The 291-nt window shown below is 70.4% G+C and carries 1 pseudogene; it reads right to left on the bottom strand.

The features are described 5' to 3' along the window. Positions 1–291 (bottom strand): annotated as a pseudogene (locus LI92_RS24115) (hypothetical protein); the annotation flags it as partial.

Raw genomic sequence — 291 nt, 5'->3', positions numbered from 1 at the left:
GCCCACCCCGTCCAGCAAGCCGACCAAAGTGGTGTCGCCCAACCCGACGCCGTCCAGCAGCCCGGGCAGCGTCATATGCCCCAGGCCCGCACCACTGAGCAGCCCGGGCAGGGTCATCTCACCCAGCCCCAGACCGTCCAACAGCCCGGTGAGCGTGGTGTCGCCCATCCCCAGATCCTCGATCAAGTCGGGCAACGTGGTGCCGCCCAACCCGACCGCCCCCAGCAGCGCCCCGACGTCCAGACCGCCCAAGCCCACCCCGTCCAGCAAGCCGACCAAAGTGGTGTCGCC

Source organism: Mycobacterium sp. UM_Kg1, assembly GCF_000972925.1.
GTDB lineage: Bacteria > Actinomycetota > Actinomycetes > Mycobacteriales > Mycobacteriaceae > Mycobacterium > Mycobacterium hiberniae.
This window is presented reverse-complemented; position numbering and strand designations above follow the sequence as displayed.